The organism is Aquibium pacificum (assembly GCF_040839445.1).
GTDB lineage: Bacteria > Pseudomonadota > Alphaproteobacteria > Rhizobiales > Rhizobiaceae > Aquibium > Aquibium pacificus.
Genome location: NZ_JBDPGJ010000001.1, coordinates 561,260 through 585,456, shown reverse-complemented (window position 1 = coordinate 585,456; position 24,197 = coordinate 561,260). Strand labels below are relative to the sequence as shown.

Sequence of the window (24,197 nt, the reverse complement as noted above, 5' to 3'; positions counted from 1 at the left end):
TTGTCCCGCCGCTTTTCGGGGGCGGCGGGCTCGGCCGGCCGTCTCGTCGCGGACCGCAAGGGCAACTACTCGATCGGCTTTGCGCTCGCCATGCTGCCGATCCTCGGCGGCGTCTCGCTGGCGGTCGACTATTCCGACATGATCCGTCAGAAGCAGGCAATGCTGAATGCGCTGGACGCGGCTGGCATCGCGACGGCAAGACGGATCGTGGAGGGCGCGACTGAATCCGAGATCCGTGCCTATGCCAAGGATTTCTTCGAGGCCAACCTGGGGCCGGTGAACGCGGCAGACACGGTGCTTTCCGTCCAGTTGCCCACCAACACCAGCGGCGGCGGCACGCTCAAGCTTTCCGCCACGCTCGACTACAGGCCCTATTTCCTGCCGTCGTTCCGGTACCTGCTCACCGGGACACCCGACAACGAGCCGGTCGCCTTCAGCGCCGGCAACGAACTCAGGCTGAAGAACACGCTTGAGGTCGCTCTGGCGCTCGACAATTCGGGATCGATGTCGAACCTCGGATCGGGCTCGGGCCAGAAGCGCATCGACCTTCTCAAGGCTGCCGCCAAGCAACTGGTCGACACGCTGGTCCAGCAGGCGGCGCTGATCAAGCAGGTCGACAGGCCCGTCCAGTTCTCGCTCGTTCCCTTTGCGGCATCGGTAAACGTCGGGCCCGGCAATGCCGGCGCCGCATGGATGGATGGCGAAGGCGTGTCTCCGGTCCACCACGAGAACTTCGACTGGTCGACGATGAGTTCCGGCAACCGGCGTGCCGAGAAGGTCGCCGGCGTGTGGTTCAAGAAGGGAAGTGACTGGGGCGTCGAGGAGAACGAGATCCTCTCGCGATTTTCCCTCTACAAGGACATGAAGAAGGTCGACACCCGCGAATGGGTCGTAACGGGCTCTGAATATGTCTGCACGCGCTACCGCTCGAACGGCACCTGCCGCGAAGGCTACTGGCGCGAGACCGGCTATTACGAGGAGACGCTCGGTCCCTACGCGAGTTGGCAGGGATGCGTCGAGGCGCGTCCGTATCCCTATAATATCGACGACACGCCGCCGGCCGTCTCTGCGGGAGCGACAGGCGTGTGGACGGGCGATACCGCCACCCTCTTCGTGCCGATGTTCGCGCCTGACGAAGCCGGCGACCGGTGGGCGACCGACGCCGATTCCAGCCCCGACAACTACTCCGCGCCAAACAACTGGTGGAACGACGGCACCGAGGCGAGTTCGGCCTCTATCCGCCAGAGGAACATGCCGAAATTTTTCGAGGTGCGCCCGTACGGCACGACCTCGCCGCAGGGAACCGGCCCGAACTACTCCTGTACGACAAATCCGATCACACCACTGACCGACGTGTCGACGGCCGACGGACTGACCGCAATCAAGACCGCGATCGACGCGATGGCCCCCAGCGGCGGCACGAACGTGCCCGAGGGCCTGGCCTGGGGCTGGCGGACCGTGTCGGGCGGAGAACCCTTCACCCAGGGGCGGCCGGAGATCGAGAAGGGCAACGACAAGATCGTCATCCTGCTGACGGACGGCGCCAACACCTACTACACGCCCGGTTCGCTCGGCTATTCGGATCATGCCGACAACAAGTCAATCTATTCCTCCTATGGCTATACCGGCCAAGCCTATGACGGCGGCTCAGAGACCCGACTCTTCATGGGCACGAGCAGCGCGGTCGGCGATTTCGACTACTCGAATTCGAACTATACGAAAGCTCTCAACGAGCAGCTTCAGACACTCTGCGGCAATGCCAAGGCCGCCGGCATCCTGGTCCTCACCGTCGCGCTCGACCTCAGCGAGACCGATGCGACCGAAAATGCACAGATTGACGGTCTTCGCGCCTGCTCTTCCGATTCCCGGTTCCGCAAGAATTCCGCCGATCCGACGAAGCCTGCCAAGCTGTTCTGGAACGCTACCGGCGCCAACCTCGCCGAGAAGTTCAAGGAAATAGCCGACGAGCTCTCGAATCTGCGCATCGTGGGTTGACCATCCGGCGCTTCATCGCCATGTGCGCGACGAAGCGGCTGCCCACGGCGCGAACGAGCGCGTGGAGAGCCCCTCGGACCTAGCCAGCGCTTGACATCTTCCGACCTCGAGAATATGTCACCGCCGCAGGTTAGCACTCTTCATCGAGAGTGCTAACAGCGCCCGGCACTGCCGGACGGAGGAAACTCTTCAACATCCGTATCGAGGATATTCATATGGCACAAACCAATTTCCGCCCGCTTCACGACCGCGTGGTCGTCAAGCGCGTCGAATCCGAAGAGAAGACCAAGGGCGGGATCATCATCCCGGACACCGCCAAGGAAAAGCCGCAGGAAGGCGAGATCATCGCCGTCGGCTCGGGTGCCCGCGACGAGAGCGGCAAGCTCGTTCCCCTCGATGTGAAGGCAGGCGATCGCGTGCTGTTCGGCAAGTGGTCCGGCACCGAGGTGAAGCTGAACGGCGAAGACCTTCTGATCATGAAGGAATCCGACATCATGGGCGTGATCGCCTGATTTCGGTTTCCGCCAACTCATCCACTGAACTTTTGGGCCCTTCGGGTCCAGTATCCAGGAGCTAAGACATGGCTGCCAAAGACGTAAAATTCTCCCGCGACGCCCGCGAGCGCATGCTGCGCGGCGTCAACATCCTCGCCGACGCGGTGAAGGTCACGCTCGGCCCCAAGGGCCGCAACGTTGTTCTCGACAAGAGCTTCGGCGCTCCGCGCATCACCAAGGACGGCGTTACCGTCGCCAAGGAGATCGAGCTCGAGGACAAGTTCGAGAACATGGGCGCCCAGATGGTGCGCGAAGTGGCCTCCAAGACCAACGACATCGCCGGTGACGGCACCACGACCGCGACCGTGCTGGCGCAGTCGATCGTCCAGGAAGGCCACAAGGCCGTTGCCGCCGGCATGAATCCGATGGACCTGAAGCGCGGCATCGACCTCGCCGTCGCCGAAGCGGTGGCGAGCCTCGTGCAGAGCGCCAAGAAGATCAACACCTCCTCGGAAGTCGCCCAGGTCGGCACGATCTCCGCCAACGGCGAGACCGAGATCGGCGAGATGATCGCCGAGGCCATGCAGAAGGTCGGCAACGAGGGTGTCATCACCGTCGAGGAAGCCAAGACCGCCGAGACCGAACTCGAGGTCGTCGAGGGCATGCAGTTCGACCGCGGCTACCTGTCGCCGTACTTCGTCACCAACCCTGACAAGATGGTCGCCGAGCTCGAGGACGCCTACATCCTCCTGCACGAGAAGAAGCTCTCCAACCTCCAGGCGATGCTGCCGGTTCTGGAAGCGGTCGTCCAGACCTCCAAGCCGCTGCTGATCATCTCCGAGGACGTCGAGGGCGAGGCGCTCGCCACGCTCGTCGTCAACAAGCTGCGCGGCGGCCTCAAGATCGCCGCCGTCAAGGCTCCGGGCTTCGGCGATCGCCGCAAGGCCATGCTCGAGGACATCGCGATCCTCACCGGCGGCCAGGTGATCTCGGAAGATCTCGGCATCAAGCTCGAGAACGTCGGCCTCGACATGCTCGGTCGCGCCAAGAAGGTGTCGATCTCCAAGGAGAACACCACCATCGTCGACGGCGCCGGCAAGAAGGAAGAGATCCAGGGCCGCGTCGCTCAGATCAAGCAGCAGATCGACGAGACCACCTCGGACTACGACCGTGAGAAGCTCCAGGAGCGTCTCGCCAAGCTCGCAGGCGGCGTCGCGGTGATCCGCGTCGGCGGCTCGACCGAGGTCGAGGTCAAGGAGAAGAAGGACCGCGTCGACGACGCGCTCAACGCGACCCGTGCGGCTGTGGAAGAGGGTATCGTTCCCGGCGGCGGCGTGGCGCTCCTGCGTGCCTCGCTCGCGATCAAGGGCGAAGGCGCCAACGCCGACCAGAAGGCGGGCATCGCCATCGTGCGTCGCGCCCTGCAGTCGCCGGCTCGGCAGATCGCCTCGAACGCGGGCGCCGAAGCGTCCATCGTCGCCGGCAAGATCCTCGAGAACTCCAGCGCGACCTACGGCTACAATGCCCAGACCGGCGAGTATGGCGACATGATCGCCATGGGCATCGTCGATCCGGTCAAGGTCGTGCGCACCGCTCTCCAGGATGCGGCCTCGGTCGCCGGCCTGCTCGTCACCACCGAAGCCATGATCGCCGAAGCTCCCAAGAAGGAGAGCGCCGGCGGCGGCATGCCGGGCGGCATGGGCGGCGGCATGGGCGGCATGGGCGGCATGGACTTCTAAGCCCCTCCCTGGGCTCGGCCTGGGGACCAGGCATCCTGCCTCTGCATCGAGGGCGGCTCGCGAGGGCCGCCCTTTTCTTTTTATTCGACGGCAACCCTCCACCTTACCCCAGCGTTTTCCTCTGCTTGTGAACATCAGGAGATACCAAGATGAACAAGGATCAGGTGAAGGGCGCCGCCCACGAAGCCAAGGGTGCCGTCAAGGAAGCTGCCGGCAAGGCCGCCGGTTCGTCGAAAACCGAAGCCGAAGGCAAGGGCGAGAAAGTCGCCGGCAAGGCCCAGAAGACCTATGGCGACGCCAAGGACACGGTGAAGAAGGCAGGTAGCTAACCGCCCACACGCGCGCCGCTGTCCGACAAACGGGACGCGAAACGACCAGGAGGGCGGCAGCGATGCCGCCCTTTTGATTCATCAGCCGGTGCAACCGGCAAGAAGTCGCACGCGAAGTTCCCTGATCTGCGTCATACGCGCGCCTGGAGGCCCTCTGCCCTTTCCCTTTCGGCGAATCGATGCCATCGGGTACGATGCGGTCGGAAGGGCGCAGGACGGGATGATTTCGCAGAAGGCCAAGTACGCCCTCCGGGCAATGATCGCGCTGACGCACGCCGAGGAGCGCGGCGAGGTCATGTCGATCGCCGAAATCGCGACGGCCGAGCGCATCCCGAAGAAATTCCTCGAACAGATCCTGCTCGACCTCAAGCGCAACGGACTGGTTGAAAGCAGGCGTGGCAAGGCCGGCGGCTATCTGCTCCTGAGGCGGCCGGACCGGATTACCTTCGGCGAGATCCTGCGCACGATCGAAGGCCCGATCGCGCCCCTCCCCTGTCTCAGCCGGACTGCGTATCGGCGCTGCGAGGATTGCGTCGAGGAGTCCGAATGCGAAATCCGCCGGGTCTTCAGCCGCGTCGCCGAGGCGACCCGCGCCGTTCTCGACGCGACGACGCTCAAGGATGGCATCAGCAAGGAAATTGCTGGCACTTCGTCCCTAACCCACGCAAAATAGTAAGAAATTCCGACAAGAAGCGCATCTTTAGAAAATCATTTCGCGCTTAATCACTACTAAGTATGTAGTCTTAATAGTGATTAACGACGCATCGGTGAACGGAGTGGACCCTGTTTTCCTCGCGTGGGGCTTCGGCCGCCGCCTTCGCGTTTCCTCCCTGCCCAATGCCTGCGCGCAAGTCATTTCCGCGGACGCCGCCACCTCTCCAGTTGTAGCCGACCCCGTCGCGACGTCGCCCGACGCGCCGCGCGACAGCGTCAGGCTTTCGGGGCCCGCGCGCCGGCGTGTTGCTCGAACCGATTTCCCGCTTTTCCCCTGACCTCGTCCAAAGGAGCACGCGCATGCAGGATTTTCTTCTCTTCGCCCTCGTAGGCTTCCTCGCCCAGGCGGTAGACGGCGCACTCGGGATGGCTTATGGCGTCATCTCCTCCACCACCCTGCTGACCTTCGGCGTCGCCCCGGCGCACGCCTCCGCGGCCGTACACGCCGCGGAACTCTTCACCACAGCGGCATCGGGCTCCGCCCACCTCTACCACCGCAACATTGATTGGAAGCTGTTCTGGCGCCTGGCGCCGTTCGGCATCATCGGCGGCTGCGCGGGAGCCTACCTGCTGACGTCCTTCGACGGCTCCATGGTAAAGCCGTACGTCACGGGCTATCTCGCTCTGGTGGGCGCATGGCTGGTCTTCCGCTCGTTTCGCAAGATTCCGTCCCGCCCGGTCCCGGCGCCGATCGTCGCGCCGCTGGGTGCGGCGGGCGGCTTTCTCGACGCTGCCGGAGGCGGCGGCTGGGGTCCGATCGTCACCACCGGGCTTCTGGGAGCCGGCGCGCCGCCGCGCTACGTGATCGGCACCGTCAACGCGAGCGAATTCCTGATTACGCTTGCGGTGTCACTCAGCTTTCTTCTGGCGCTGGTGACCGGTCACTGGGACGCCGCCGGCGGAATGAGGGACCATCTCGCTGCCATCGGCGGGCTGATCGCGGGCGGCCTCTTCGCCGCTCCGCTGGCCGGCCTGTTCGTCAAGGTGCTTCCGGAAACGGTGCTTCTGCGCCTCGTGGGAACGCTCATCGTGCTTCTTGCGGGATGGCAGACCATGCAGCAGATCGGCTGGATCTGAGCGGCCGGGGACCGGCAGCAGATCAGCGGCGGAGAGACACCCGCCGTTCGGTCTCGGAAACGTGGCTGCTCACCGATAGAGCAGCGTCGGCAGCCACATCGTGATCGCCGGAATGAACGTCACCAGGATCAGCACGAGGAACAGGGGAACGAGGAACGGCAGGGTCGCTACCACGCAGCGCTCGAAGGGCACCTTCGCGACCCGCGACAGGACGTAGAGCACGAGGCCGACGGGCGGCGTCAGGAGCCCGATCATCAGGTTCAGCACCACTATGACCCCGAAATGCACCGGATCGACGCCCATCTTGAGCGCGATCGGCAGCAGCACCGGGACGAGGATCGTGATCGCCGCGACCGTCTCCATGAAGCAGCCGACCAGAAGCAGGATCAGGTTGATCAGCAGGAGCACGATGATCGGGTTCTCGGAGATGCCCAGGATGATGCCGGCAAAATGCTCCGGCACCCGGTTGGAGGCCAGTATCCACGCGAAGATGGAAGCCGCCGCTACGATGAAGAGAACCACCGACGTCGTCTCGATCGTGTCGAAGGAGACGCGCAGGAACCGCTGGAGCGTCAGCGTCCGGTAGACGACGAGCCCGAGGAACAGCGCCCAGACGCAGGCGGCGATCGCCGCTTCTGTCGGCGTGAACGCGCCGGACAGGATGCCGCCGACGATGATGACCGGCGTCATCAGCGACAGGAAGGCGCGCAGGAACGAGGAGCCGAGCACCGACATGCTGAACGCCTGGTCGCGGGGATAGCCGCGCCGGCGAGCGTAGATGGCAACCATCGCCATCAGCGCCAGCGCCATCAGGATACCGGGGACGAAGCCGGCGGCGAAGAGCTGGCCGATCGAAGCGCCGGCAACGACGCCGTAGATGACCATCGGCAGCGAGGGCGGGATGATCGGCCCGATCGTCGATGAGGCGGCGGTAATGCCGACGGAAAAGCCGGCATCGTACTTCGCATCGCGCATCGCCTTGATCTCGATCGCGCCCAGCCCCCCGGCATCGGCGACCGCGGCACCCGACATGCCGGCGAAGATCACCGAGGCGCCGATGTTCACATGGCCCAGTCCGCCGCGCATCCAGCCCACGAGCGCCTTGGCAAATTCGAAGATGCGTTCGGTGATGCCGGCGGTGTTCATCAGGTTGCCGGCCAGGATGAAGAACGGCACAGCGAGAAGCGGAAACGAATCCACGCCGTTCACCATCCGGTGGATGACCACGACGTCGGGTATTCGTCCGTCGAGGAAGATGAAGACGGCGGAGGAACCAGCGAGTGCGATCGCCACCGGCACGCCGAGTGCAAGCAGCGCGAAGAGCAGGACGAACAGGAGCGTCAGGATCATCGGGAGGCGCCGATCACAAGGTTGGTCCCATGGCCGCGAACTGTTCGGGATCCACCAGACGGCTGGTGCCCGATCTCAGGTGGCGGACAAGGACGATCACGCCGTAAACCGTCATAGCGGCGAAGCAGGCGGCCACGATCCAGTAGACGACCGATTTCGGCACGTCGATCGAGACCATCATCTGCTGCGTGCTCTGCGCCATGCGCCCGCACAGCCAGCCCGTCACCGCATAGAAGAGGATGGCGATCACGTCGACGAACAGCTGGAGGAGATACCGCAGGCGTCGCGGCAGGTACCGGTAGATGAGTTCCACGGCGATGTGGCTCTCCTTGCGGACCGCCATCGCCGCGCCGATGAACGTGACGCCGATCAGCAAGAAACGCGCAATCTCCTCGGTCCAGCCGAAGGAGTTGTTGAGCACGTAGCGCGTGAAGAACTGCAGGAACACGACGAACGCGAGCCCCCAGAAGACAACGAGCACGATGCCGTCGACCGCACGCAGGTCCGAAAGCGATTCGTCGCCCGGATTGTCGGACACACGTCCGGCGTCGTCGGAATCATGCCGCATCATTGTTCTCCCGGCGATGGCGGCGGCGCGGTGCCGCGCCGCCGGAAAGCCCGGTGTCTGCCCCTACTCGATCGCCTGCAGATTGTCGTAGGTGGCCTGGTCCCAGGTCGCATCCTCGCCGTTGTGGAGCTTCATGGTCGCCTCGCGGAAGGGCGCGCGGTCCACCTCGCGCACGTCGACGCCCTGGTCCTTGAACCACTGCACCAGGTCCTTCTCGGACTGGATGATCTGACCGGTCGCGCAGTCGGCGGTCTCGTCCAGCACCTTTTCGAGCGCGGCCTGGTCGGCCGCGTCCATCGCGTTCCAGGCCGGCCCGCCGACGATCGTAAGCAGGGCGTCGGTGATGTGCCCGGTCAGGTTGATGTGCTCCTGAACCTCGTAGAACTTCTTGGCCTGGATGGTCGGCAGCGGATTTTCCTGCGCGTCGACCGTGCCTTGCTGGAGCGCCAGGTAGACTTCCGCGAAGGCGATCGGAGTCGGGTTGGCGCCGGTGGCTTTGGGGAACATCATGTAGAGCGGCGCATTCGGCACACGGATCTTCAGGCCCGCCATGTCCTCGGGCTTGTCGATCGGCTTGTTCGAGGTGACGTGGCGCTCCCCGTAGTAGGTGACCGACGTGATGTGGTTGCCGGTCGCGTCGGTGTAGCCCTGCGCCAGGTCCTTGAAGAGGTCGGAGTTTCGGTATTTGTCCCAATGGTCGAAGTCGCGGAACATGAATGGCGCGCCGCCGATGGCGATTGGTCCGTAGGCCCGCCCCGCGAAGAGCTGCCCGGTGTAGATGATGTCGACCGTGCCGAGGCCGAGGCCTTCGTTGATGTCCACTTCCTTGCCGAGCGAGGAGGCCGGGAAGACCTCGATAGAATACCGATCTTCCGTCGCTGCCTTCAGCTTGTCGGAAGCCGCCACCGCGCAGGTGTGGTAGGGTTCGCTCGCTTCGTACACATGCGCCCATTTGAGCGTGGTCTCGGCCGAGGCCGGTTGAATTGCCATGGTGGACGCAGCAGCAGACGCCGCAAGTGCGGCAAGCAGTTTCGTTGTCTTCACGTTTTTTCTCCTCCCGAGTTACCCTCCGCGACGGACATCGCCGGTGGGGCTGTCACCTTTCTTTTCGCCTGCCCGCACGGTCCTCCAACCGGCGAGCCTCCTCCATATTTTCCATCCCTCGAAAAAACAGTAGCCGCATGACGATATGGAAACAAGCGCTGCGGCAATGGTAAGGATTGACCTACCTTTGCCGCTCCGCCAGTACCTTGTCGATGCGGCGACCGTCGAGGTCGACGACCTCGAAGCGCCAGTTGCCCATCTCGATCGTGTCGCCCGTCTGCGGCAGGCGCTTGAAGGCATCGAGCAGGAAGCCGGCGACCGTATCGTAGCCGCGCCGCTCCGGCAGTTCGAGATAGAGCAGTTCCGCCATCTCGTCGGCCGGCATGGCGCCCGAGATCAGCCAGGACCCGTCGGCTCGCTGGCGCGCCTCGGGCTCGGCGTCCTCCTCGTCGGAGCGGAATGCGCCGGCTATCGCATCGAGAATGTCAGCCGGGGTGATGAGCCCCGCGAAATGGCCGAACTCGTCGTGGACCAGTGCCACCGGCACGTCGGCCTTCTGCAGGGTTTCCAGCACCGAAAGCGCGGTCATCGTGTCCGGCACCACCGGAGCGGAGCGCACATGCTCCGCAATGCCGGCCTCGGGGTCCGTGAAGAGGCCAGCCACCGCGTCGCGGACGCGGGCGACGCCTATCACCGCGTCGATTGACCCTTCGTGGACGGGAATGCGCGTGTGGGTGGTCGCAAGCAGCGCCGCTTTCAGCTCGTCGCCGGGAAGCGACGCATCGATCATCTCGACCTCGGTGCGCGGCGTCATCAGGGCGCGGGCGGTACGGTCGCCGAGGCGCATCACGCCGGAGATCATCGTCTGCTCGGCCCTCTCGATCACGCCGGCGCTTTCGGCCTCGGCGATGAGTGTGCGGATCTCCTCGTCGGTCACCGCATTCTCGCCTTCCGCCGCCATCCCGGTCAGCGCCAGAATGCCCTTGGTCGTGGCGTCGAGCAGCCAAACCACCGGCCCGGCGACCCGCGAGAAAAGCGTCATCGCCGGTGCCACCATGCAGGCGAAGCCCTCGGCGTTCTTCAGCGCGAGATGCTTCGGCACCAGTTCGCCGATAACGACCGAGAAGAAGGTGATCGATCCGATCACCACGATGTAGCTGACGACATCTGCGACATTGTCGGCCAGACCCCACCCCTCCAGCACGACGGCGAACTTCCCGCCGAGCGCGGCGCCTGAGAACGCGCCGGCGAGGATGCCGATCAGCGTGATGCCGATCTGCACGGCCGACAGGAACCGGCCGGGTTCCTCCGCGAGCCTCAGCGCAGCCCGCGCACCAGCCTTGCGCTGCTCGGCCATCAGCATCAGCCGCGGCTTGCGCGACGAGACGACCGAAAGCTCCGACAGCGCGAAGACGCCGTTGAGGAGGATGAGGCAGGCGGCAACGATCAGCTCGAACATGGCCATACAGGCGGTAGAGCTTCGGGGGTCGCTGGTCAACACGCAGGCCGGCGGGAGGGACGCCCCTGTGCGCACGAGGAGGCGAACGGCAGAGTGTGAAACGCGGCACAGACTGCGGCCCCGCACGGCTGATAGGCTATGCGGACATAAGAAGTGTGTCGCCGTCCCTGGTACGGCGATCGCAAGCGTCCGCCAGCGGGGGCGGTGGGCGCCATTCCCATCGGGGCACCGACGCCGTGCAGCCGCGACAGCGGCACGAAACCACGGCACAACGAAGGGAGCAGCAACATGACCTCCGAAATCTTCGAACTGCCCAAGGAGCCGGAATACACGGGCCGCATGCTCGTGGTGGGACGTCCCCACAAGAGCAGCGAGGCCCAGAGGGCGATCAAGAATGCGGTGGGCCTCAACATCGCCAGTTCACGCGACTACGAAGGCCAGAGCGTCACCGCGGAATCCATAGAGAGCGGCGACGGCATCTACTTCGACGAGATCGGCGTGGCGGTCGTGACGCCCTCGGACGCCGACCAACTCGGCCGCATGACGACGATGTCGGCGCTCGCCGAAAGTGCCGAAGGCCCGGTCCTCGAACCGGAGCAAATGATGTATGCGCTCGGCGGGGATTACAGTGACTACGTCCGTGGCTTCCGGGATGCGACGAACGCGCTTGCGGATCGTTACGCGGCTGCGGAGTCGTGGCCGGAAGGCATCAGCGCCGCGGAAGCCGAAGCGCTTGCGGTCGGCACCACCTGGGGTCTGCAGAAGACCCGCACGGTGGCTTCCAGCCCCTTCCTCCAGGGACGGACCGGAAGGGGCATCAAGGTCTGCGTGCTGGATACCGGCATGGACCTCAACCATCCAGACTTTGCCGGCCGCAACATCACCAGCCGCTCCTTCGTGCCGGGCGAGGCTGTCCAGGACCAGAACCGGCACGGAACTCACTGCATCGGCACGGCCTGCGGCCCGAAGGAACCCGCCGACGGAACGACCGACCGCTATGGAGTGGCCTACGAGGCAGACATCTTCGCTGGCAAGGTGTTGAGCAATGCCGGAAGCGGGGCGGACGGCTGGATCCTCGCCGGCATCAACTGGGCCGTGGCGAGCCGCTGCGAGGTGATCTCGATGTCGCTTGGCGCGATGGCCACCGACTCAGGCTTCTCGCAGGCCTACGAGAACGCTGCGCTGGCTGCTTTGAACGTGGGTTCCCTGATCGTTGCCGCCGCCGGCAATGATTCGCGCTTCGGGCTGAAGCCCGTCAGCCGGCCGGCCAATTCCCCATCCATCATGGCGGTCGGCGCACTGGACCAGAACCTGCGCCGCGCGGCGTTTTCCAACGTCACCTTCCATGCTCCGCACGGCAAGGTGGATATTTCCGGCCCCGGTGTCGACGTGCTTTCGGCCATCCCGGTAGCGATGGGAACACACGGCACGTTGTCGGGCACCAGCATGGCAACTCCGCACGTTGCCGGTATCGCCGCCCTGATCGCCGAATCCGGCGCCTCCTATCGCGGCAGCGCCCTTTGGCAGCGCCTCGTCGCGACGGCGGAAGCCGTCTCGGGCGAACCTGCCGGCCATGTAGGTTCCGGAATCGTGCAGGCGCCCTACCTCCGGAACGTCATCGTCAAGCCGTTGCCCTGGTGGTGGTGGAAATTCTTCTCCCCGAGCGGCCAGGCGACGGCGCAGGCAGCCGAATAGCGGTCGTCGCAGGACAGGAGTAGCCTGGAGCGCCGCCACGACGGCGGCGCTCGCAACCTGGAGAGTAGCATGAGCGACGAGAAGAATGCGGCGGCCCGCCGCTACGTATGCGTGGTCGATCCGAAGGTGACGAGTCTCGACGTGGTCGCCGGGAAGCTGGCCCAGCGAGGCATCGCCGTCGACGACAGGCTCGATTTCATTAGCACCCTCATCATTCATGGTAATGAGAGCGACGTCAGCGCCGCCTCCGGCGACATCGAGGGCATCACCAGCGTCGAACCCGAGGGCACCATGAGAACCCAATAGACCGCACGCAAGCGCGCTCGGTCGACGAACGATCCGACGTATGCGGACATGCCTGACCGCCGGCAACGATCCTTGTTTTTCTTCAACGACTTCCACTTGCCGACTGAATCGATTTGAGAGACCGCCCGCTTCATTCTTCGCTTGAAGCGGGAAGGTCCGCGCGATAGGCGGAAGCCTCTGAACCCAGGAGGCCGCCTTGTCCGACGCCCGCGTCACGACCCGCACCGAGACCGATACCTTCGGCGCCATCGATGTTCCCGGCGACCGCTACTGGGGCGCGCAGGCGCAGCGCTCGCTCGGCAATTTCAGGATCGGTTGGGAGAAGCAGCCGCTGTCGATCGTGCGGGCGCTCGGCATCGTCAAGCGCGCCGCGGCGGAAGCCAACATGGCGCTCGGCCGGCTCGATCCGCAGCTTGGAAAGGCGGTCGTCGCCGCTGCCCAGGAGGTGATCGACGGCAGGCTGAACGATCATTTTCCGCTGGTCGTCTGGCAGACCGGGTCCGGCACACAGTCGAATATGAACGCGAACGAGGTGATCTCCAACCGCGCGATCGAGATGCTCGGCGGCACGATGGGCTCGAAGAAGCCGGTCCATCCCAACGACCACGTCAACATGAGCCAGTCGTCCAACGACACCTACCCGACGGCCATGCATGTCGCCTGCGCCGAGCGCATCGTGCACGACCTCGTACCTGCGCTGAAGCACCTGCATGCCGCCCTCGACGCCAAGGCGAAGGAATTCGACCACATCGTCAAGATCGGCCGCACACACACGCAGGACGCCACGCCGCTGACGCTCGGCCAGGAATTTTCCGGCTATGCCGCGCAGGTCGACTCGTCGATCAGGCGCATCGAGCAGACCCTGCCCGGCCTGTGCGAACTCGCGCAGGGCGGCACGGCGGTGGGCACCGGCCTCAACGCACCCGTCGGCTTCGCCGAGAAGGTCGCCGAACGCATCGCCGACATCACCGGCATCGCCTTCGTCACCGCGCCCAACAAGTTCGAGGCGCTGGCCGCGCACGATTCCATGGTCTTCGCCCACGGCGCCATCAATTCGGCGGCGGCAGCGCTGTTCAAGATCGCCAACGATATCCGCTTCCTCGGCTCGGGCCCGCGCTCGGGGCTCGGCGAACTGGCGCTGCCGGAAAACGAGCCGGGTTCCTCGATCATGCCAGGCAAGGTGAACCCGACCCAGTCGGAGGCGCTGACGCAGGTCTGCGTACAGGTCTTCGGCAACAACGCCGCGCTAACCTTCGCCGGCAGCCAGGGCCATTTCGAGCTGAACGTCTACAATCCGTTGATGGCCTACAACTTCCTTCAGTCGGTGCAGCTGATGTCCGACGCCGCGCGCTCCTTCACCGACAATTGCGTGGTCGGTATCGAGGCGCGAGAGGACAACATCAAGGCAGCTCTCGAGCGCTCGCTGATGCTGGTCACCGCGCTCGCGCCGAAGATCGGCTACGACGCCGCCGCCAGGATCGCCAAGACCGCGCACAAGAACAACACGACGCTGCGCGAAGAGGCGCTGGCCACTGGCCTCGTGACGGGCAAGGAGTACGACCGCATCGTGCGGCCGGAGGAGATGACCAGGCCGGGATAGTTCGCGACGTCGAGGAACGGCCGACCCTATCGTTCACTATTATCGAACGTTGAGTAGGCAATCGCACCACTATTAGTTTCCAACGGAACGGCTATCTTGAGCCTTACCGAAACCGGAGACACCTTCCCCATGTCCAACAGCGCCATCCTTCTCGTGGCACGCGTCCTCCTCTCCTTCATGTTCATCATGTCGGGCCTGTCCAAGTTCGGCGACATCGCCGGCACGGCCGGCTACATCGGCTCGGTCGGTCTGCCTGCCGCTACCGCTCTTGCCTGGCTCACGGCCATCTTGGAGACTCTTGCCGGCATCGCCGTCCTTGTGGGCTTCCAGACGCGCATCGCCGCGCTCCTGCTGGCCGCCTTCTGCGTGGCCTCGGCGGTTCTTTTCCACGCCGACTTCTCCGACCAGGCGCAGATGATCTCCTTCATGAAGAACCTGACCATCGCCGGCGGCTTCCTGACGCTCTGGGTCGCGGGCCCCGGCTCGATTTCGGTCGATGCCCGGTCGGGATCGCTCGCGACCGCCTGACGACGCCTGACTTTCCAACCTGAGCGGCCCGGCCTTGTGCCGGGCCGTTCTGTGTCTGCCGACGCCGCTCGCTGATGACACCGGGCCTGAAACGGAGCATCATGTGGCGAGAAAGGTGGACTAGCCATGCTCCGTGATCCCGGCCTGCTGATTGCCCGCCTGCTGCTCGGCAGCCTCTTCGTCTTGGCAGCCATCTCGAAGCTGTCGAACGTCGATGGCACCGCCGCCTATTTCGCCTCACTCGGCATGCCGCTGCCGATGCTTGTCACATGGGGTTCGGCAGGGTTCGAACTTCTGGCCGGGCTGGCGGTCCTCGTCGGGTTCCAGACGGCGATCGCTTCCCTCCTGCTCGCGCTGTTCAGTGCGGTGGCGGGCTATCTCGGCCACTACGGCCAGGGCGGAGGCGACCCGATGATGACGCTGATGCACGACCAGGCCTTTGCCAAGGACCTCGCCATGGCCGGCGGCTTCGTGGCGCTGGCGATCGCCGGTCCGGGCGCGTGGTCGGTCGACGGGCGGCGGTCGGGCCGCGAGACATCGCCCGAACACCGCGGCGGAGGGCATCCGCTCAAGCTTGGCTGAGCCGGCTCCGGACGTCCTCGAGCGTAGCCCGGTCGGCTTCGCCGCGCTCCCGCCGCGACGCCACCAGACAAGCCTGGGACTTCAGGATGACGCCATCCTCCAGCACCCTCAGATGGTTCGCACGCAGCGTCGATCCGGTCGTGGTGATGTCCACGATCACGTCGGCCGAACCGGCGGCAGGCGCGCCTTCTGTGGCGCCCAGGCTCTCGACGATCCGGTAGACCTGGATGCCGTGCATCTGCGAGAAGAATTGTTGGGTCAGCCGCCAGTATTTCGTGGCGATCCTGAGCCGCCGCCCGTGGCGCTGGCGGAAATCCGCCGCGACGTCGTCGAGGTCCGCCATGGTCGTCACGTCGAGCCAGATGTCGGGCACCGCCACGACGACGTCCGCCTGCCCGAAGCCGAGACGCGCCTCGATCGAGACGCGCGCCTCCCAGTCGGCCATGCTCTCGCGCACGAGATCCTCGCCCGTCACGCCGAGATCGACGCTGCCCTGACCGAGTTCGCTCGCGATTTCGGAGGCCGACAGGAACGCCACCTCGATGTCGTCGCGCCCTTCGACATGCGCGCGGTAGCGCCGCTGGTCCGGCGGCTCCACGACCGGGAGCCCCGCGCCCGCAAAAACGTCCAGCGCCTGCTCACGCAGCCGGCCTTTCGAGGGAAGTGCGATGGTGATGCTCATGGGCGCGGCTCCCGCGCAGTTTGCAGACGCAGAGCAAGCACCCCCTCACCGTCATGCTTCCCGGCGGGCAACTGTACAGGGAGCAATGATTGGAGGCGCATCACCCCTGCCCCCGCAGCGCTTCGATGCGGTCGAGCCAGACCGAGAACCCGACCCCGGGGATGGGTCTTTTCGCGCCCAGCAGCGTCAGGAGCCGGTCGTAGCGACCGCCGCCGACGAGCGGCCGTGTCGCGTCGCCGGCGAAGATCTCGAAAACCAGTCCCGTATAATAGTCGAGCGGACGGCCGAAGGCGGCGTCGTAGGTAATGGAGGCCGAAGCAAGCCCGTGGCGACGCACCGCCTCGGCGCGCGCCGAAAACCGCTCCAGCGCCGCGCCCAGCGAAATGCCGGCGCCGGCGGCGAAACCTTCCAGCGCGTCGGCGGCGGTATCGAGCGGCGCGCGGATGGCGAGGAAGCTTCGCAGCGCCTCGAAGGCCTCAGACGACAGCCGCACGCTTCTCAGTTCCGCCTTCTCGATCAGCCGCCGCGCGATCTCGTCGGGCGTGCGCCCCAGCGCAGGCGACAGGCCCGCCTCCTCCATGCCTTCCGCGATATGCGCGGCGAGTGCCGCCGGCTCCCCGTCGGCCACGAGTTCGGCCACGCGGGAAGGCAACGCCGCATTCTTGGGTGGATTGGCGAGGTCGGCGAGCGCCGAGGCGAGCATGTCCGCCGAGCCGAAAGCGCGCGCCAGCCGCATGCGCCATCCGCGCGGCAGGCCGAGCGCCGCCAGCACCGCCTCGAACACCGACTGGTCGCCGAGCGTTACGGCAAGCGTCCGCCCCGGCAGCGCCAGCGATACCAGCGCATGCGCGTCGGCCACCGAGCGCGCGTCGGCCATCGCGGCGTCCGTCTCGCCCAGATCCTCGATGCCGGCCTGGAAGAACTCGTTGCCCCCCTCGCGCCGCTGGCGGAACACCTCGCCGAGATAGGCGTAGCGGCGCGGCGTGCCGGCCTGGCTGGCGATGTGGTCGAGGCAGACGGGAATGGTGAACTCCGGCCGCAGGCAGAGCGCCGCGCCCGTCTCGCTCTCGGTAAGGAAGATCCGCCGCCGCAGATCCTCGCCGGCCATGTCGAGGAACGGATCCGCCGGCTGGATCACCGGAACGTCGACGAGATCGGCCCCGCGCGCGGCGAAGAGCGCGGTGATGTCAGACGCGATGGCAGGGAAGCGGGTCATGCGTCAAGAACCTGCCTTCTCCCCTTGTGGGAGAAGGTGGATTGGCGCGTAGCGCCAAGACGGATGAGGGGTGTCGGAAGGTTCTCCAGCATCACGCTCCATCCAGCACCCCTCATCCGACCTCGCTGCGCGAGGCCACCTTCTCCCACAAGGGGAGAAGGTGACGTCACAGTCCGATCAGCCACGTCCCCGCTCCGCCTTCTGCGCCTCGATGATCCCCCGCACCGTCGCCACCAGTTCGCTCTCGGCCACCTCCACCTGCGCCGGGCGGCCCTCGCGCCATTCGGCGTTGTCGGTGATCTGTTCAGCCAGCCGAGCGCCTTCAACGAGGTCCTTGACCTGCACGACGCCCTTGGCAAGCTCGTCGCCGCCCTGGATGACGACGCACGGCGCGCCACGCCGGTCGGCATACTTCATCTGCGGCTTCATGCCGGAACCGCCGAGATACATCTCGGCACGGATGCCCGCGGTGCGCAGGTCGCCGACCATCTTCTGGTAGCGGCCGAGGCTTTCCGTGTCCCGGTCCATCACCAGCACGACCACGGGGCCGGGAATCTCTGCCGTCTGAAGCTTTCCGAGGTTCTTCAGCGCAGTCATCAGGCGCGATACGCCGATGGAAAAACCCGTCGCCGGCACCGGCTCGCCACGGAACCGCGACACCAGCCCGTCATAGCGCCCGCCGCCGCCGACCGAGCCGAAGCGAACGATCTGCCCGTCCTCGTTGGGAATCTCGGCCAGGAGTTCGGCTTCGTAAACGGGGCCGGTGTAGTATTCGAGGCCGCGGACAACGGATTGATCTATCTTTATCCTATCCTCACCGTAACCTGCCGCGCGGCATAATTTTCCGATCTCGACAAGCTCCATAGTTCCCTCTCTACGTAGCTCGCTATCCGCTATAGGCAGTGGGCCAGTTAGCAGTCCACTTTCGGGCTGCTGAGGATCGGCCGAGACATACCTGACTATTGCCTCTATCTGCTCCTCATCCAGCCCCGCCCCCTTGGTGAAATCACCGCTTTCGTCTTCGCGTCCTGCCCCCAGCAGCAGCCTCACCCCCTCCGGGCCAAACTTGTCCAGCTTGTCGATCGCCCTCAGCACCGTCAGCCTACGACCCGCATTCTCCTCGCCGCCGAGGTCGATCGCCTCCAGCACCCCGTCCAGCACCTTTCGGTTGTTCACGCGGATCACATAATCCCCGCGCGGAATCCCCAGCGCCTCCATCACGTCGGCCATCATCATGGCCATCTCGGCATCCGCTGCCACGCCCGGCGTGCCGACGGTATCCGCGTCAAACTGCATGAACTGCCTGAATCGCCCCGGCCCCGGCTTCTCGTTGCGGAACACCCAACCCTGCCGGTAGCTGCGGAACGGTTTCGACAGTTTTTCGAAGTTCTCGGCCACGTAGCGGGCCAGTGGCGCGGTGAGGTCGTAGCGCAGGGAGAGCCACTGCTCGTCGTCGTCCTGGAAGGAGAACACCCCCTCGTTCGGCCGGTCCTGGTCGGGCAAAAACTTTCCCAGCGCGTCGGTGTATTCGATCATCGGCTGCTCGACGGGCTCGAAACCGTAGAGTTCGTAGACGGCGCGGATCTTTGCGCACATCTCCTCCACGGCACGGATGTCGGCCGCCTGCCGGTCGACGAAGCCGCGCGGCAGCCGCGCTTTCGTCCTGTCACTCTTTCCGGTCATTTCTCGCAGTTTTCCGCCGGTTCGCGGCCGCTCGGGGCCGTCATGGGAAGTCCTGCGCGCGTGTAACCGATGCATTGCGGAGCGGCAAGGGTGGTGCCGGCCAGGTGGCGGCTCCCGAAGCTCGCGCCTGCGCGAAGACCGGTGCGCCGGCCTGCCTCGGAACAGCGACGATTTTCGCTTTCCTTCATTTCCTTTCGTTTCTTCTGTGAAACTTCTCGCTGCCGCTCCGACACGAAGCCGATACTCGAAGCACCGATATGCCCCCTTGGGGCGTCTTCTTCATCGGAGGCGAAGGAAATGGAACGGCTCGACAAGAACCCGTTCGGAACGGAAACACGGTCGGCGGCGGCGTTCGGGTTTAATCCGCACGGCGCGCGGGCGGCGGCTATCGCGCAGCAGAGCGCGCCGGGCGAACTGCGCCGCGCGGCATTCACGCTGGCGCTTGCGCTCTATCCGCTGATCGGCTCGGTAACAATCGTTCTCGCTGCCGTCATGCTGGCGGGCGGAGCCAACGCGGGATGATCCGGATCGGCAACGTCCCCGCAGCGCCCCGGCGAAGCGCGATGCGTCGTCTTGGTATCGCGGCCGCCGTCGTCCTCATGGCCGGACTGGCGGGCTGCGTCCGGACCGCGACCCAATCGGGCAGCTGCGCGCCAGGCAACCCCGTCTATGTCGGCCACTACTATCTCCAGGGCGTCCGCGAGGTCGGGTCGGAAATCCTGCTCAGGCCCGACGGCTCGTTCGAGTTCATGCTCGCCTACGGCGCCAACGACCAGTATGGCCGCGGCTGCTGGAGCCTGGGCGGCGCGACCCTTTCGCTGGTGCCGGAAGGGCGAAGTGCCGCGTCGCGCATGCACACGCCGGACAATCGCGGCTTCAAGGGCCTCGTCCTGGAGGCCCAGGGGCGCGATCTCGTCTGGGACATCGCCGGTTCCGGGCACAGGGGCCGCTACCGGAAGGCTGCGTCATGAAGACCGCGGTCCTCGTCGCCCTGGTCACGATCGCGCTCTCCGCCAGCCTGCTCAGCTGCGGCGGCCGGGGCGGGACGTGCACGCCCTTCCACAAGGGCTATCCGCTTTGCGGTCTATGACCGGCCGGGCCGCTTGAACTGCTGCCGCTCGAGTTCCACGAGCGGCCGGCACACGCACCCTTCGATGTGATCGTTGACCAGCCCCATGGCCTGCATGAAGGCATAGACCGTCGTCGGCCCGACGAAGGTCCAGCCGCGCTTCTTCAGTTCCTTCGAGATGCGCGTCGACACTTCGGTCTTCGGCATGGCCCTCAGCGTCGCAAGATCGAGCACCTTGGGCCGCTCGTGCGCCTGCGGTTCGAACTTCCAGAACCATGCGGCCAGCGAACCCTCCTCGTCGGCCAGATCGCGGGCGCGCTTGGCGTTGTTGATCACCGAGACGATCTTGCCGCGATGGCGCACGATGCCGCTGTTGGTCAGAAGCCGCTCGACGTCGCGATCCGCGAACAGCGCCAGGCGCTCGAAATGGAAGTTCTCGAAGGCCTCGCGAAAATTCTCGCGCTTCCGCAGGATCGTGAGCCAGGAGAGCCCGGACTGGAACCCTTCCAGGCAGATCTTCTCGAACAGCCGCCGGTCGTCGGCGACCGGATGTCCCCATTCGTGGTCGTGGTAGTGCTGGTAGAGGTCGTCATTCCCCGGCCAGGTGCAACGGACGGCGCCATCAGTCCCTTCCATCAGGCCGTTTCCTACTTCACCCATGTCCCGACCCATCTTCGTTAACGGCGCGCGGCAGCGCTTAAGCGGCGCTTTACCAGATTCCTGAACCGCGCGGTAACCACACCGAAACCTTTCCTGACATTCGCGCCTTTTAGCGATTCCGATTCACCATTCCGACTCCCCGGCTCCCCCACAATCGTAGCGGTTCCGGACGTCGGCCCCATCGGCCTGGCGTTCGGCTGTCGAACGATGCGTGGAGAGTACGTCCGATGAAAAAATCCATACTTATTGCCTGCGCGGCGCTTGCCGCCGCGCTTTCCGCCTCGCCGGCCGCGTCCCAGGAACGCTACGGACAGCGTCCCCCGCTGGTGGTCAGCCCCGACCTGTCGGCCCCATGGGTCCTGCAACTGAGAAGCAAGCCGCAGCGGCAGGTCGTGCGAACGCAGGCAACCCGGCAGGCCTACTACCCGGCGCGCGAACGCGTGCTGGTCGACCGCGACGGCCTGCGCGTCATGGCGCAGCCCCGTGCCCGCCAGCCCGCCTTCGACCGCGGCCTGCAGACCGCCGCGGTCACCCGACCGGCAGCGAAGCCGGTGGAGCCGCAGATAAACCCGGTCTACCTGCCGCAGACGGTTTCCTATGACGGTCCCGAGAAGCCGGGCACGATCGTCATCGATACCAACCAGAACTTCCTCTTCCTCGTGGAAGCCGGCGGCAAGGCCCGGCGCTACGGCGTCGGCACCGGCAAGCCGGGCTTCGAATGGGCCGGCACCCACAAGGTCACCCAGAAGCGGGAATGGCCCGACTGGCGCCCGCCGGCCGAGATGATCGCGCGCGAGCGCGCCAAGGGCCGGGATCTGCCCGTCCACATGGCCGGCGGGCCCGCCAATCCGCTCGGCGCCCGTGCGCTCTACCTCGGCTCGACTCTCTACCGCATCCACGGCACCAACGCGCCCTGGACGATCGGCCAGCACGTTTCGTCGGGCTGCATCCGCATGCGCAACGAGGACGTGATAGAACTCTACAACCGGGTCGGCGTCGGCACCAAGGTGATCGTGATTTGATCCGCTTACCGCCGGTCCGACCGGCGGCATACCGCGCGGGGGCGGCCGGACGAGGGGATCTGTCCGGCCGGGACGCGGGCACGAAGGGCGGGGCGCGAGAGCGCGCCGCCCTTTCGGCTCTACGGAAAAATGCGACGCCGTCATCGGCCGATCAACCGCCAACGAAAGACTCGAAATGAGCATGACCATCACGCTTTTCCTGCCAATCGTCCTGGTAGTGATCATGTTCTCTCTGGGTCTTGGTCTCGTCATCGACGATTTCGCGCGCCTCGGCCGACATCCCAAGGCCTTCGCCGTGGGCTTGCTGGTACAGTTCGTCCTGATGCCGACGACCGCCTACGTCATTGCGCTGGTCTTCGGGCTGGCGCCCGACATGGCGCTTGGACTGATGATCCTGTCGCTTTGCCCCGGCGGCCCCACCGCCAACCTCATGACGAGGTACAGTCATGGAGACGTGGCACTCTCCATATCGCTCAATGGGATCTCCAGCCTCGCTGCGGTCGTCACCATGCCGCTCCTGGCTGCTTTCTTCGTCGATCACTTTCTGGGAGCGGAAGCCCCCGAGATCGAGGTGACCTCGCTCGGCCTGTCCATGTTCGCCATCACGACGATACCGGTCGTCGCCGGCATGCTGGTCCGGCGCTACGCCCCGGCCTTGACCGAAATCATCGACATTCCGACCCGCAAGCTTTCGATGCTGCTTCTGGTCGCCATCATCTCGGGCGCCCTTCTGGTCAACTGGAACATCTTCGTGGCGACGCTGCCGGTCCTCGGCCCAAGCGTCGTCATGCTCGCATCTTCGCTCCTGGTGGGGGGACTTGCGCTGGCGTGGTCGACAGGGCTCGAGCCAGGTCAGGCCACGGCGGTCTCCATCGACGCCGGCATCCAGAACGCCGCGCTCGGCATCACGGTCGGCGCGCTGATCGCAGGACCCGATGCCGCCGTGCCGATCTACAGCGTCCCGGCCGGTGTCTACGGCGTGACGATGTACTTCATCGTCATCCCGTACATGTTCTGGCGTCGCAGCCTCGCGCGTCCCGCTACTGCGCAGCTTCCAACGTAGATGCACCCGGCTCAGCAACGCCTTCCGGCCTGGGACCGCCGTAGGCCCAGTCTAGCAATTCCACCGTGTGGACCACCGGCATCTTCGCCGCCGAGGCGATCTGGGTGATGCAGCCGATGTTTCCGGTCGCCACCAGGGTCGCGCCGGTCGCTTGGAGGTTCTTCACCTTGCGGTCGCGCAGTTGGGCGGCGATTTCCGGCTGGAGGATGTTGTAGGTGCCGGCCGAGCCGCAGCACAGGTGCCCCTCCCGCGGATCCTTCACAACGAACCCTGCCTTCGCCAGAAGCTGCTTCGGCTGGCGGGTTATTTTCTGGCCGTGCTGCATGGAACAGGCGGAGTGATAGACGAGCGTCAGACCCGGCGCATGGTCCGGCACGGGAAGATCGAGCGTCGCCAGATACTCAGTCACGTCCTTCGCCAGCGCCGAGATTCGCGCGGCCTTCTGCGCGTAGACCGGATCGAGCCGCAGCATGAAGCCGTAATCCTTGATCGTGGTGCCGCAACCTGACGCGGTGATGACGATCGCATCGAGGCCCCCACCCTCGATCTCCGCCGTCCAGACGTCGACGTTGCGCCGGGCGGCGTCGAGCGCATCCTCCTCGCGACCCATGTGATGCACCAGCGCCCCGCAGCAGCCCTCGCCTTTCGGCAGTACGACCTCGATGCCGAGCCGCGTCAGGAGCCGGATCGTCGCCTCGTTGATGCCGGGCTTAAGCACCGGCTGCGCGCAGCCCGAGAGCAGCGCCACGCGCCCGCGCCGCGGACCGGCGGCCGCGCGTGTTCCTGGCTCGGCGGAGGGCGACTTCGGCGGAACCCTGTCCGGCGCAAGCGCCAGCATCGCCGCGAACGGCTTCAACCCCATGGCCCTGAACAGCGGCGCGAAAGGCCGCCCCAGCCTTGCCAGGGAAAGGGCGACCCGAAACCGCGCCGGGTGGGGTAGGACGGCCGCGAGCACGCTGCGCGTCAGCCGGTCGATCGGCGGCCGTCGGTAGGTCTTCTCGATATGGGCGCGGGCATGGTCGACCAGATGCATGTAGTTGACGCCGGAGGGGCAGGTCGTCATGCAGGACAGGCAGGAGAGGCAACGGTCGATATGGGTGACCACCTCCTCATCGGCCGGCCGGTCGTTCTCCAACATGTCCTTGATCAGGTAGATGCGCCCGCGCGGACTGTCGAGTTCGTTGCCGAGCGTAACATAGGTCGGGCAGGTCGCCGTGCAGAAGCCGCAATGCACGCATTTGCGCAGGATCTTTTCGGATTCGGCGACATGGGGATCGGCGAGCTGGTCGGGGGAGAATGAGGTCTGCATCGCAGTTGATGCC

General features: G+C 65.5%; 25 protein-coding genes. 16 read left to right on the top strand and 9 right to left on the bottom strand.

The genetic code is table 11. The features are described 5' to 3' along the window. From ABGN05_RS02875 to ABGN05_RS02850, 6 genes are all read left to right on the top strand, one after another. Positions 1-1,995: a pilus assembly protein TadG-related protein gene (locus ABGN05_RS02875; protein WP_367952480.1), complete on the top strand. Its 1,995-nt coding sequence runs from the start codon at positions 1-3 to the stop codon at positions 1,993-1,995. Between the two features lie 215 nt (positions 1,996-2,210). Further along, entirely contained in the window at positions 2,211-2,507 is a 297-nt protein-coding gene (gene groES, locus ABGN05_RS02870) for a co-chaperone GroES (RefSeq protein ID WP_367952479.1), read from the top strand. Positions 2,508-2,575: 68 nt separating this feature from the next. Further along, entirely contained in the window at positions 2,576-4,228 is a 1,653-nt protein-coding gene (groL, locus tag ABGN05_RS02865) for a chaperonin GroEL (protein ID WP_367952478.1), read from the top strand. A gap of 149 nt (positions 4,229-4,377) precedes the next feature. Beyond that, positions 4,378-4,557, top strand: coding sequence for a CsbD family protein (locus tag ABGN05_RS02860; RefSeq protein WP_367952477.1), 180 nt, complete (start codon positions 4,378-4,380; stop codon positions 4,555-4,557). A gap of 220 nt (positions 4,558-4,777) precedes the next feature. Next, positions 4,778-5,230 (top strand): RrF2 family transcriptional regulator, encoded by a 453-nt coding sequence (locus ABGN05_RS02855; protein WP_367952476.1) that lies wholly within the window; start codon positions 4,778-4,780, stop codon positions 5,228-5,230. A 341-nt stretch (positions 5,231-5,571) separates the two neighbouring features. Beyond that, positions 5,572-6,348, top strand: a complete 777-nt coding sequence (locus ABGN05_RS02850) for a sulfite exporter TauE/SafE family protein (protein WP_367952475.1) — start codon at positions 5,572-5,574, stop codon at positions 6,346-6,348. Positions 6,349-6,417: 69 nt separating this feature from the next. Here the strand turns inward: ABGN05_RS02850 and ABGN05_RS02845 are convergent, their stop codons facing one another. The 4 genes from ABGN05_RS02845 to ABGN05_RS02830 form a co-directional block, all read right to left on the bottom strand. Further along, positions 6,418-7,692, bottom strand: a complete 1,275-nt coding sequence (locus tag ABGN05_RS02845) for a TRAP transporter large permease (RefSeq protein WP_373695893.1) — start codon at positions 7,690-7,692, stop codon at positions 6,418-6,420. 19 nt (positions 7,693-7,711) lie between these two features. Next, on the bottom strand, positions 7,712-8,269 hold the full coding sequence (locus ABGN05_RS02840; protein WP_367952473.1) for a TRAP transporter small permease: 558 nt from the start codon (positions 8,267-8,269) through the stop codon (positions 7,712-7,714). Between the two features lie 60 nt (positions 8,270-8,329). After that, on the bottom strand, positions 8,330-9,256 hold the full coding sequence (locus tag ABGN05_RS02835; protein WP_373695892.1) for a sialic acid TRAP transporter substrate-binding protein SiaP: 927 nt from the start codon (positions 9,254-9,256) through the stop codon (positions 8,330-8,332). Positions 9,257-9,491: 235 nt separating this feature from the next. After that, positions 9,492-10,775, bottom strand: a complete 1,284-nt coding sequence (locus ABGN05_RS02830) for a hemolysin family protein (protein WP_373695878.1) — start codon at positions 10,773-10,775, stop codon at positions 9,492-9,494. A 282-nt stretch (positions 10,776-11,057) separates the two neighbouring features. On the opposite strand from ABGN05_RS02830, the gene ABGN05_RS02825 reads away from it, so the two are divergent. The 5 genes from ABGN05_RS02825 (at position 11,058) to ABGN05_RS02805 (ending at position 15,480) form a co-directional block, all read left to right on the top strand. Beyond that, positions 11,058-12,464: a S8 family serine peptidase gene (locus tag ABGN05_RS02825; protein WP_367952471.1), complete on the top strand. Its 1,407-nt coding sequence runs from the start codon at positions 11,058-11,060 to the stop codon at positions 12,462-12,464. A gap of 69 nt (positions 12,465-12,533) precedes the next feature. Beyond that, entirely contained in the window at positions 12,534-12,770 is a 237-nt protein-coding gene (locus ABGN05_RS02820; protein ID WP_367952470.1) for a hypothetical protein, read from the top strand. A 196-nt stretch (positions 12,771-12,966) separates the two neighbouring features. Then, positions 12,967-14,370: a class II fumarate hydratase gene (fumC, locus tag ABGN05_RS02815; protein ID WP_367952469.1), complete on the top strand. Its 1,404-nt coding sequence runs from the start codon at positions 12,967-12,969 to the stop codon at positions 14,368-14,370. A gap of 96 nt (positions 14,371-14,466) precedes the next feature. After that, on the top strand, positions 14,467-14,898 hold the full coding sequence (locus tag ABGN05_RS02810; protein WP_373695877.1) for a DoxX family protein: 432 nt from the start codon (positions 14,467-14,469) through the stop codon (positions 14,896-14,898). A 126-nt stretch (positions 14,899-15,024) separates the two neighbouring features. Beyond that, entirely contained in the window at positions 15,025-15,480 is a 456-nt protein-coding gene (locus ABGN05_RS02805; RefSeq protein WP_367952468.1) for a DoxX family protein, read from the top strand. Here the strand turns inward: ABGN05_RS02805 and hisG are convergent. From hisG to hisS, 3 genes are all read right to left on the bottom strand, one after another. Then, positions 15,467-16,162 carry an ATP phosphoribosyltransferase gene (gene hisG / locus ABGN05_RS02800; protein WP_367952467.1) on the bottom strand — a complete coding sequence of 232 codons (696 nt, stop codon included), beginning with the start codon at positions 16,160-16,162 and terminating at the stop codon, positions 15,467-15,469. The two genes, ABGN05_RS02805 and hisG, sit on opposite strands and share 14 nt — an antisense overlap. A gap of 100 nt (positions 16,163-16,262) precedes the next feature. Further along, positions 16,263-17,378 carry an ATP phosphoribosyltransferase regulatory subunit gene (locus ABGN05_RS02795; protein ID WP_367952466.1) on the bottom strand — a complete coding sequence of 372 codons (1,116 nt, stop codon included), beginning with the start codon at positions 17,376-17,378 and terminating at the stop codon, positions 16,263-16,265. A gap of 177 nt (positions 17,379-17,555) precedes the next feature. Beyond that, a complete protein-coding gene (gene hisS / locus ABGN05_RS02790; RefSeq protein ID WP_367952465.1) occupies positions 17,556-19,061 on the bottom strand; it encodes a histidine--tRNA ligase in 1,506 nt (501 codons plus the stop codon). Between the two features lie 297 nt (positions 19,062-19,358). Here hisS and ABGN05_RS02785 point away from each other — a divergent pair, with 297 nt between their 5' ends. Genes ABGN05_RS02785 through ABGN05_RS02775 form a run of 3 tightly spaced genes read left to right on the top strand, consistent with a single transcriptional unit; the run spans position 19,359 to position 20,151 of the window. Continuing rightward, positions 19,359-19,583, top strand: coding sequence for a hypothetical protein (locus tag ABGN05_RS02785; protein WP_367952464.1), 225 nt, complete (start codon positions 19,359-19,361; stop codon positions 19,581-19,583). 41 nt (positions 19,584-19,624) lie between these two features. Further along, on the top strand, positions 19,625-20,032 hold the full coding sequence (locus tag ABGN05_RS02780) for a hypothetical protein (RefSeq protein ID WP_367952463.1): 408 nt from the start codon (positions 19,625-19,627) through the stop codon (positions 20,030-20,032). Beyond that, positions 20,029-20,151 (top strand): hypothetical protein, encoded by a 123-nt coding sequence (locus ABGN05_RS02775; RefSeq protein WP_367952462.1) that lies wholly within the window; start codon positions 20,029-20,031, stop codon positions 20,149-20,151. The genes ABGN05_RS02780 and ABGN05_RS02775 overlap by 4 nt, the downstream gene beginning before the upstream one ends. Here the strand turns inward: ABGN05_RS02775 and ABGN05_RS02770 are convergent. Further along, positions 20,146-20,790, bottom strand: coding sequence for a DNA-3-methyladenine glycosylase I (locus tag ABGN05_RS02770; RefSeq protein WP_373695876.1), 645 nt, complete (start codon positions 20,788-20,790; stop codon positions 20,146-20,148). The two genes, ABGN05_RS02775 and ABGN05_RS02770, sit on opposite strands and share 6 nt — an antisense overlap. Before the next feature lie 227 nt (positions 20,791-21,017). On the opposite strand from ABGN05_RS02770, the gene ABGN05_RS02765 reads away from it, so the two are divergent. Together ABGN05_RS02765 and ABGN05_RS02760 are read left to right on the top strand one after the other, a co-directional pair. Beyond that, positions 21,018-21,812: a L,D-transpeptidase gene (locus tag ABGN05_RS02765; protein WP_367952460.1), complete on the top strand. Its 795-nt coding sequence runs from the start codon at positions 21,018-21,020 to the stop codon at positions 21,810-21,812. A gap of 181 nt (positions 21,813-21,993) precedes the next feature. Continuing rightward, on the top strand, positions 21,994-22,875 hold the full coding sequence (locus ABGN05_RS02760) for a bile acid:sodium symporter family protein (RefSeq protein WP_367952459.1): 882 nt from the start codon (positions 21,994-21,996) through the stop codon (positions 22,873-22,875). Here the strand turns inward: ABGN05_RS02760 and glcF are convergent. Continuing rightward, entirely contained in the window at positions 22,853-24,184 is a 1,332-nt protein-coding gene (gene glcF, locus ABGN05_RS02755; RefSeq protein WP_367952458.1) for a glycolate oxidase subunit GlcF, read from the bottom strand. The two genes, ABGN05_RS02760 and glcF, sit on opposite strands and share 23 nt — an antisense overlap. Between the last annotated feature and the right edge of the window lie 13 nt (positions 24,185-24,197).